General features: G+C 62.9%; 7 protein-coding genes. All 7 read left to right on the plus strand.

Features of this window, described 5'->3' with window-relative positions; all coding sequences use genetic code 11:
* Positions 1 to 40 precede the first annotated feature (40 nt).
* The 7 genes from WBV42_RS20525 (at position 41) to WBV42_RS20555 (ending at position 9,303) form a co-directional block, all read left to right on the plus strand.
* On the plus strand, positions 41 to 934 hold the full coding sequence (locus WBV42_RS20525; protein WP_423987686.1) for a polysaccharide deacetylase family protein: 894 nt from the start codon (positions 41 to 43) through the stop codon (positions 932 to 934).
* A gap of 502 nt (positions 935 to 1,436) precedes the next feature.
* Positions 1,437 to 2,510: a GNAT family N-acetyltransferase gene (locus WBV42_RS20530; RefSeq protein ID WP_253227320.1), complete on the plus strand. Its 1,074-nt coding sequence runs from the start codon at positions 1,437 to 1,439 to the stop codon at positions 2,508 to 2,510.
* A 2-nt stretch (positions 2,511 to 2,512) separates the two neighbouring features.
* Positions 2,513 to 3,586, plus strand: coding sequence for a DUF354 domain-containing protein (locus WBV42_RS20535; RefSeq protein WP_423987682.1), 1,074 nt, complete (start codon positions 2,513 to 2,515; stop codon positions 3,584 to 3,586).
* 274 nt (positions 3,587 to 3,860) lie between these two features.
* Complete coding sequence (locus tag WBV42_RS20540; RefSeq protein ID WP_423987687.1) at positions 3,861 to 4,787, plus strand: glycosyltransferase; 927 nt, start codon at positions 3,861 to 3,863, stop codon at positions 4,785 to 4,787.
* Positions 4,788 to 4,900: 113 nt separating this feature from the next.
* Positions 4,901 to 6,694 carry a hypothetical protein gene (locus tag WBV42_RS20545; protein ID WP_423987683.1) on the plus strand — a complete coding sequence of 598 codons (1,794 nt, stop codon included), beginning with the start codon at positions 4,901 to 4,903 and terminating at the stop codon, positions 6,692 to 6,694.
* 31 nt (positions 6,695 to 6,725) lie between these two features.
* The gene (locus WBV42_RS20550; protein WP_423987684.1) at positions 6,726 to 8,195 is read left to right on the plus strand and encodes an oligosaccharide flippase family protein; all 1,470 of its coding nucleotides are present in this window, start codon (positions 6,726 to 6,728) and stop codon (positions 8,193 to 8,195) included.
* A 106-nt stretch (positions 8,196 to 8,301) separates the two neighbouring features.
* Positions 8,302 to 9,303, plus strand: a complete 1,002-nt coding sequence (locus tag WBV42_RS20555) for an NAD(P)H-dependent flavin oxidoreductase (protein WP_423987685.1) — start codon at positions 8,302 to 8,304, stop codon at positions 9,301 to 9,303.
* Positions 9,304 to 9,352 lie beyond the last annotated feature (49 nt).

Below are 9,352 nucleotides of genomic sequence, written 5' to 3' on the forward strand. Positions count from 1 at the left end.
GATGGGACCGCGGCCGAACGGATCGTGGAGGTGCTTTCCGATGTTACCCGGCTATGAATTCGAACTGTGTTTGACCCACGACGTTGATAGACCCTACAAACGACTGCAAGCCCCGTACTACGCGCTCAAGGACCGGAATTTGGGTCATCTCTCGGCGCTCGCCCCCGGTGTCAATCCGTGGTGGCAGTTCGAGGAGATCATGGAACTGGAGGATTCCCTGGGCGTTCGATCGGCGTTCTACTTCCTGCAGGAGGAATCGATCTTCCAGAAGCCGCCGAACGAGTGGTTCACGCCGCGCTACTGGATCGAACACCTCGGTCGCTACGACCTGTTCGACACGGCCATCCTGGACGTGCTCCACGAGTTGGACGACGGGGGCTGGGAGGTCGGACTCCACGGCTCCTACGATTCCTACGACGATCCGGATACCCTTCGCGAGCAGAAGACAGCGCTGGAGGCCGCCCTCGGCCACCGGGTCCGCGGCGGTCGTCAACACCATCTGAACCGCGGTGATTCCACCTGGAAACACCACCGCGACATCGGATTGGAGTACGATGCGTCCCTCGGGTCGAGTTCGACTTACGGCTTCCAGCACGGCTACGGCGTGCAGCGTCCGTTCGATGACGACTTCATCATCTTCCCGCTCACCATGATGGACATCGCCATCCCCGACCCCGGAGACGATTTCGAGGCGGCGTGGGCGGCCTGCGAGGAACTGCTAGCCGAAGCCGCCGAGAACGACGCCGTGATGACCGTCCTCTGGCACCCCCGCCTGTTCTCCGACGAGTTCCCCGGCCACCGCCGCCTCTACCGCCGCCTCATCGAGTCAGCCCTCGACCGCGGCGCGTGGATCGGCCCCCCGGGTGACCTCGCTGATCGGGTCGGAACCGTCTCGCGGACCTCGACGAGTCGCGCGAGCATGCACAGTAAATAACGCGTTCCCGGCGATTTTCGTACGCGACAGTGATACGGTCCTGATGGTTTCTCGCTCCGGAGACTGCGACGTTTGAGCTGACACGACATCCTCCGAGACCAAGTTTTTGTAGGCCGATAGATGTTCGATACGAGAGATTTTGCTATCCCTGTGACTACGTATACCGTGCGGCAACGAGACCGCAACCAAATCCACATCGTAGCGGGTGTGGCGAGGACTTCCAACGCTTCCATCGTAGTCACTGCGTTCTCGGAAGAATTCGGTGCCGTGTCGTCGTTACCACCGTGCATAGAGAAATATATTCGAATATTCGTCTCCGTATCGAATAGCCGGATATCTTCGGATCAGTAGCTCAAACGCTCGAATTTCGCTCGAATCCGATCCGATCTCGTTGTAACCGTCGGAGTAGACACCGCCTGAACCCCTTTCGGTCGATCGTTCGTCGCGGCAGGCGGGGGATAACAAAGTGAAAACCGCCGCTATCAGCGGACGAGACGAACGAATGAGAGTCGAACGTTTATCTATCGAAGAGTGGGCTGACGCGCTCCCCAACGACGGGTTCGAGGTGTTTCACCGTCCGGCGGCGCTCGCGGCGATCGAGCGGCACGCACCGGGCGAACTCCGGTTGTACGGGGGCTTCAAGGGACAACAAGCTATCGCCCTGCTTCCCGTCGTCGTCCGGAACGGGCCGCTCGGAACCGCCGCGTTCTCGCCACCGCCAGGGATGGGGATTCCGCGGCTGGGACCGATCATGATGCCGACGAGTCCGAAACGACGGAAGCAGGAGAAGGTCAACCGCGAGTTCACCGAGACGGTGCTCGGCCGGATCCGAACCGACTACACGGCGCGACTCGCCGAGGTCGGCTTCGATTCGCCGGTCGCACAGCGTGTGGGTGAACAGATGGAGTCCGGGCTGACCCTGTTCCGCATGCTCTGTGGCACCGACTACGGCGACCCGCGACCATACTCGTGGGGGGACCTGAGCGTCGAACCGTACTTCACCTACGAACTGGACCTCGCATCGACCACGGCCGACGCCGTGAAGAAATCCTTCAGCAAGAGCCTCCGCCGGGAGATTCGCGACGCCGAGGACCTCGACGTGACCGTCACCCGCGAGGGAATCGACGGGGCGCGCGACGTGTTCGAGCACACCGTGGAACGGTACGACGAACAGGACGAGACGCTCGGCCTCTCGTGGGAGTACGTTCGGGACCTCTGGGAGGGGCTCGACGACGCCGCACAAACCTACGTCGCTCGGGACGACGAGGGGAACTACCTGACCGGGATCACCGCGCTCTACTCGAACGACGCGGCGTACTTCTGGCAGGGCGGTGCCCGCTCGGTGTACGAGGGGACGAGCGTGAACAGCCTCGTCCACTGGAACATCATTCAGGACATCGTCGAGGAACCGCCGGTCGAGTCGGTGACGAGGTACGACCTGATGGGAGCCAACACGGAGCGGCTCTGTCGATACAAGGCGAAGTTCGGGGCGGACCTGGTCCCGTACTATCTGGTCGAATCGAACGGGACGACGATGAGCGCCGCGAAACGGGCTTACCAGTTCGTGAGGGGATGAGAATGCGATACCTCTTCTTCACCAACACGCCCGCGCACGTCCACCTCTATCGCCACGCGATAGAGCGACTGCAAGCCGAGGGCCACGACGTGCTCGTCCTCGGCCGGGATTACGGCTGTACCCATGCACTGTTGGACTATCACGACCTGCCGTATCGAATCTACGGCAAGTGCGAGACGACGATGTTCTCGCTCTTCCGCGAACTGCCGGGGCAGTACCTCGAAATTTTCCGGCAGACGCGCCGCTACGATCCGGATCTCATCTTCGGCGTCGGCTCGTACGCCGCTCACGCCGGGGCGATGTCGCGCACGCCGGTCGTCGTCGTCGCCGACTCGGAACCGACGACGTTCGACCACGTCGCGTCCCGCCCCTTCGTGGACACGTTCCTCACGCCGCACACCTTCGGCAAGGACCTCGGCGCGAACCACTACGAGTTCCGCGGCTTCAAGGAACTCGCCTATCTCCACCCGGACGTGTACGAACCCGACCCGACGATTCGGGACCGACTCGGCGTCGAGCCGGACGAGGAGTACGCCATCGTCCGATTCAACGCGTTCGGCTCGCACCACGACGTGGGACACTCGGGATTCTCGCCTGAAAAGCGTCGGAAACTCATCGCCGCGCTCTCCGAACACGTCACCGTGTTCGTCTCCGACGAGGGCGGCAACCCGGCCCCGGGCGACTCCTACGAGTTCGACCTCCATCCAGCCCTGCTCCACGACGCGCTGGCCGAAGCGTCCCTGCTCGTCGCCGACACCCAGACGATGGTGACGGAGGCGGCCCTCCTCGGAACTCCGGCGATCCGGTCGAACTCCTTCGTCGGCGAGTCGGACATGGGCAACTTCATCGAACTCGAACGCGAGGGGCTCATCCACAACTTCCGGGAGTTCGACGACGTGCTCTCGCAGGCGCTCACCTCCATCTCGGACGACTCGGCAAAACGTCGTCTCCGCGAGCGACGGGACGAGTATCTCTCAGACAAGGTGAACCTCACCGACGTCATCGTGGACGTGGCGAGAACGGCCGTGGTCCCACAGCAACGTATCGAACGAACGGTCGCGGTGTCGCACCGATAGCGAATCCGGTTTTTCGTACTTTTTCGTACCCGGCCGCTTCGAACCCGTCGCCGACCGTCTCACGACGCTCGTCGTGTGAATCGTCCGAAGATGATGATTTTCTCCGCCGACTCGTGGGACGAATCGCAACGTTCGGGGGCGAAATTGGGCAATTTTCGGTACGCCGAACCTGCCTCCGGGAAAGCCACGGATAACAAAGGCCGACACTCCCCTCGGGTTCAGCAACGTGTCGAGAGGAACCTCACAGCCGAGCGCCAGCGTCCAGCAGCGACCGCTGCGGGTGCTGAACCTCGTGACGAACGTCGAAGCCCGATTTTACAACGAACAACTACGGGTTCTCGAAGCGCGCGGCGTCCACGAAGAGACACTCGCGCCGCCCGGAACCCATCGTACCCACGAATCGGTCACCGAACGACGGCCGACCGACTACCTCCGATTTTTCCCGACAGTCCTCAAAAACTCCCTCGACGGCTACGACCTGGTTCACGCGAACTACGGACTCACGGCACCGATGGCGCTGGCACAGGTTCGGTTGCCGGTCGTTCTCTCGCTGTGGGGGTCCGACCTCCTCGGCGAGTACGGCTGGTTGAGCAAATTCTGTGCCCGCCACTGCGATGCCGTCATCGTCATGTCCGAAGGGATGGCGGCGGAACTCGACTCCCCGTGTCACGTCATTCCGCACGGAATCGACCTCGAACGGTTTTCCCCGCAACCGACGGGTGAAGCCCGCGACGCGGTCGGGTGGTCCCGAAACGCCAAACACGTCCTCTTTCCCTATCCGCCGATGCGGGAGGTAAAGGACTTCCCGCGAGCGGAGCGGGTGGTCACGGCCGCCGCGAAGCAGGTCGATGGGCCGGTGGAACTCCAGAGCGTCTACGGGGTACCACACGACGAGATGGCCTCCTACTACAACGCGGCGGACGTACTCCTGTTGCCCTCGAAGAGCGAGGGGTCGCCGAACTCCGTCAAGGAGGCGATGGCGTGTAACCTGCCGGTCGTGACGACCGACGTCGGCGACGTCGAGGACCGCTTGGCGGACGTCTCTCCGTCGCACGTCTGTCGGTCCGACGACGAACTCGTGGACGGGTTGGTGGACGTGCTTTCGTCCCCCCGTCCGTCGAACGGACGCGAGAACGTCCGCGACGTCGGACTCGAACGAATGGGCGATCGGATCCGTGCGGTCTACGAGTCCGTCCTCTGATGTGCCCTCACACATCGATTCAGGTTCGGCCGCCGTCACCCTGTTCGTCACGACATCGGCGAATCAGGTGGTCTATAACAAAGGGCCGTTCCGGCGACGAGGGTGACGATTAAATGGCACGGACCTACGCACACCGACTGGAGAAGATAACGCTGGTCGCCGGGTTCTGTGCGCTCGCAGCGGGGGTTTTCATCGCACACAGATCGCCAGCGCACGGCTACGAACTCTCGATCTACCGATCGACGCCGCTCCTCTTCTGGGTCGGGGCGGGCCTCGCGCTCCTCCTCGGCACTGGGGTTGCGGTGTCCGCACCCGACTGGTATCGCACGCTCGGTCTCGTACTGGGCGGGGCGACGGTGCTGATCATCGCGTCACTCCCGCTCGTCAGGGGGTATTACTTCTACGGGCCGGGCGACTCGCTGACACATCTCGGATGGGCGAAGGACATCATCTCGGGGAACATGCCCGCCTACGATCTGTTGTACCCCGGTACGCATACCATCGCGATCGTGGTTCACGAAGCGACCGGCATGGCGCTCACGCAGGCGATGCTCGTCATGGTTTCCGCGTTCGTCCTCGTCTATCTGCTGTTCGTTCCGCTCACCGTCGGTGCCGTGGTGGACGACGACAGGGCGGTGACGTACGCGGCGATTTCGGGATTCCTGCTCCTGCCGATAAACACGATCAGCGTCTTCATCATGCCGCACCCGACCTCGCAGGCCATCCTGTTCCTCCCGCTCATACTCTACCTCGTGGCGAAGTACGTCACCCTATCGAACCCTCGACGGGTGCCGATTCTGGGAACCGGGGCGGGGGCGCTACTCGTCCTCGCGTCGATCGCCGTCGTGTTCGTTCATCCCCAACAAGCAGCCAACGTCATCCTGTTGTTCGGCGGCGTCATCGTCGTCCAGTTCGTCTATCGCCTGTTTCGCGACGAGCACGCCATCGCACACCATCGGGCGCTGTACTCTCAGACGTTCTTCCTCGGGGCGATGTTTCTCGCGTGGTCACCGTTTCATCAACGGTCGGGCGGGGCGGTGCACGCGCTCATCAACAGCCTGCTCTCCGATCCGACTGCGGGCGCGGATTCCGCGCATGCGGCCGCGAGCCTCGCCCAACTCGGCGGCAGCATCCGTCTGCTCTTCTTGAAACTGTTTCTCGTCAGTTTCGTCTTCCTCCTCCTAGCTGGCATCCTGATGCTCGGCGGCCTCCTCGGCCGCGTTCGTGGAACGGACGCGAACGCGTTCAGTAAGTATCTCGCCATCGGCACCGTTCCGTTGTTCGTCCTCTTCGTCGCCTTCTTCATCGCCAGTTACGCTCAGTTTCACTTTCGGATACTGGGATTCCTCATGGTCCCCGTTACGATGCTCGGGGCAATCGCGCTCGCCCGTGGGGTGGACGCGGCCGGAAGAAGACTACCGAACGACGGCCCGGTGTCCGGGTTCATCGTGATACTCTTCGCCATCATGCTCGTCCTCTCGCTGGTGACCATATTCCACTCTCCCTACATGTACCAGACGTCCGGACAGGTTTCGGACGGCGAGATGACGGGATTCTCGACGGCGCTCGCACACCGAGGTGACGTGAAATTCACCGGACTTCGAGCGTCCGGCAAGCGGTACTCGGACGGAATTCTCGGCTACGAGGCGAGCAGACGCGCCGATTTCCGTGGCGAGGGAATTTACGGCAACTACAACGCTACCGAGAAGAACTTCACCGCCGGACGGTTGGAACACGTCTTCGATGGGCCGCGATACCTCCCGATAACCGACGCCGCCAGGGAGCGAGAGCTCTCCGTGTATCGCGGGCTTCGATTCCCGGAGCGTGGATTCAGAACGCTCGAAAGTCAGCCCGGCGTGGACAGGGTACAATCGGGTGGCGGCTTCGATCTCTACTACATCAAATGACGGGATTCAGATTGCAGAAACTCACCCGATAATGGACACGGAAACCTTCGCACGCGGATTCAAGGCATCGTTGGGTGCTCGTGCGGTTCACATGGTTGCGAGCGGGTTGTTAGTCCTCGTCCTCACCCGCTTTTTGCTCACACCTGCCCAGTACGGACTTCTCGGTAGCGCGCTCGCCGTGTTCGGCGTCGCCGGACTGTTCGCCGACCTCGGCACTTCGAAATCGGCGGCCCGATACGTCACCGAATATCGGGAACGCGATCCGGGACAGGTCCCCTACGTTCTCCGTGCGGCGCTTCGCTATCGGGTCATCGCTATCGTCGTCGTGGCCGGGGCGTTCTCCCTGTTTTCGGGGACTATCGCCCGTCTCATCCACCAACCCGAACTCGCTCCGCTGATGGTGTTCGGCGGGGCGTACATCGCATGTTACTCGCTCTCCACGTTCGCAGTCGTCGTGTTTCAAGGATTCAATCGCGTGACGTGGAGCGCCGTGACGCGGGCGACGGGAAGCGTAAGTCTACTGGTGTTCGTCGTCATCGGCGTCGTCGTCCTCGGCGGTGCTGGCGGCGCACTCCTCGGCTACGTGGCTAGCTATGCGGTGGCGACGGTCGTCGGGTTCGCCGTCCTCTACTGGAAGTTCTACTCGACCATCGACGACGCGGACGAACCCGAGGACGGACTCTCTCGGCGCGTCCTCAGGTACAGCATCCCGCTCACGGCGACGCAGGGTGCGAACGTCCTCGACAAGCGCATCGACACCATCCTCGTCGGGGCCATCGTCGGACCGGTCGCGGTGAGTTCCTACTACCTCGCCAAGAACATCGCCACGTTCCTTCAGGCCCCCGCGGCCTCCCTCGGATTCACCATCTCGCCGACCTACGGCGAGCAGAAGGCCGACGACGCACGCGACGCGGCCGCGAGTCTCTACGGGACGACGTTACGGCACACGCTCCTGCTCTACGTTCCCGCCGCCGCCGGATTGGCACTCCTCGCCGGTCCCGCCGTGAGGCAGGTGTTCGGCGCGAAATACGCCGGGGCCATCCCTGTCGTGCAGGTGTTCTCGGGGTACGTCGTCCTAAGCGCCGTGTCGTTGATCACCAGCGACGCGCTCGACTACCTCGGTAGAGCGCGGGAACGGGCGTGGGCCAAGGGCGCAACCTCCGCCGCGAACTTCGCCCTCAACCTCGTCCTCATCCCGTCGTTCGGTGCCGTCGGCGCGGCGTGGGCCACCGTCGCGACCTTTTCGGTGTACGTCGCCGTCAACGTGCTCGTTGTCCACCACGAATTGGAACTCCCGGTTTCGCGCCTGTTCCGACACGCCGCCTTCGTCCTCGCCATCACGTTCGCCATGTCCGTCGTCGTGTATCTCGCCCTCCCGTTCGTCTCGGGACCGATATCGCTCGCCGGGGTGGTGCTACTCGGCGGCGCTATCTGGGCCGGTTTGGCGACGATGAGCGGCCTGCTCGACATCGGTCGCGTCGCGAACGTGCTGGAGTCCTAACGGAGTCGGTCGACACGACCGACCGGATTACGACCGCTTGACGGTGGGTTCGAATTCACACCCCTAGAACCAAAGGTCCGTACGGCGCATCTCCAATCGATCCATCGTGTCCGCCTTGTCAACGACGCTCACGGACGCTCTCGGCCTCGACGTCCCCATCGTTCAAGCGCCCATCGGAAGCGCAACCTGTCCCGAACTGGCGGCCGCCGTCGCGGACGCTGGCGCGCTCGGAATGTTGGCCATCACGTGGCGGGACGCGACGACGACCCGTCGGCTTTTGGCCGAAACCGATCGCCGAACCGACGGCGTGTTCGGCGTGAACATCGTCGAGGATCCGAGCGCGAAGGACGTTCCGACGGAAACACATCTCGAAGCCTGTCTCGACGCCGGTGTCGAGGTGTTCTCGTTCTCGTTCGGAACCGCCGCACCGTACGTCGGACGAATTCACGACCACGACGGTATCGTTCTCCAATCCGTCGGCAGCGCCGAGGAAGCGAAGAACGCCGTCGATGCGGGCGTGGACGTCCTCGTCGCACAGGGGTGGGAAGCGGGCGGTCACGTACAAAGCGAGGTCGCAACCCTGCCGTTAGTCCCGCGTATCGTCGATACCGTTCCCGAGACGCCCGTTATCGCGGCCGGAGGTATCGCGGACGGTCGCGGGATCGCCGCCGTCCTCACTCTCGGCGCAGCTGGCGCGTGGCTCGGGACGCGATTCCTCGCGACGGAAGAGGCCAACGTCCACCGGCGATATCGACGGCGAGTGATCGAAGCGAACGAGACCGAGACGGTCTACGCTACCCTCTTCGACGAGGGATGGCCGGAGGTGCCACATCGAGTGATCGAAAACGCGACCGTCTCGGACTGGAACGCTGCAGGACGACCCGAAAGCCATCGGCCGGGAGAGGGGGAGGTCGTCGCGGAAACTGACGATGGGGACCCCGTTCACAGATACGAAGATTCGCTCGCCGTTCCCGAGATGAACGGGGACGTGGAGGAGCTGCCGCTGTACGCCGGGCAGAGCGCGGGATTGACCGAAACGACACGACCGGCGAGGAGGGTCGTTGAAACGCTCACCGAGGAGACTCTCGAAGCGTTAAAGCGGAATTGACTGACGGATCTAAAATACTCGGTAATCCTTCGCGGTTGCTCCTCACCTT

Source organism: Haladaptatus sp., from assembly GCF_049589095.1.
Classification (GTDB): Archaea; Halobacteriota; Halobacteria; order Halobacteriales; family Haladaptataceae; genus Haladaptatus.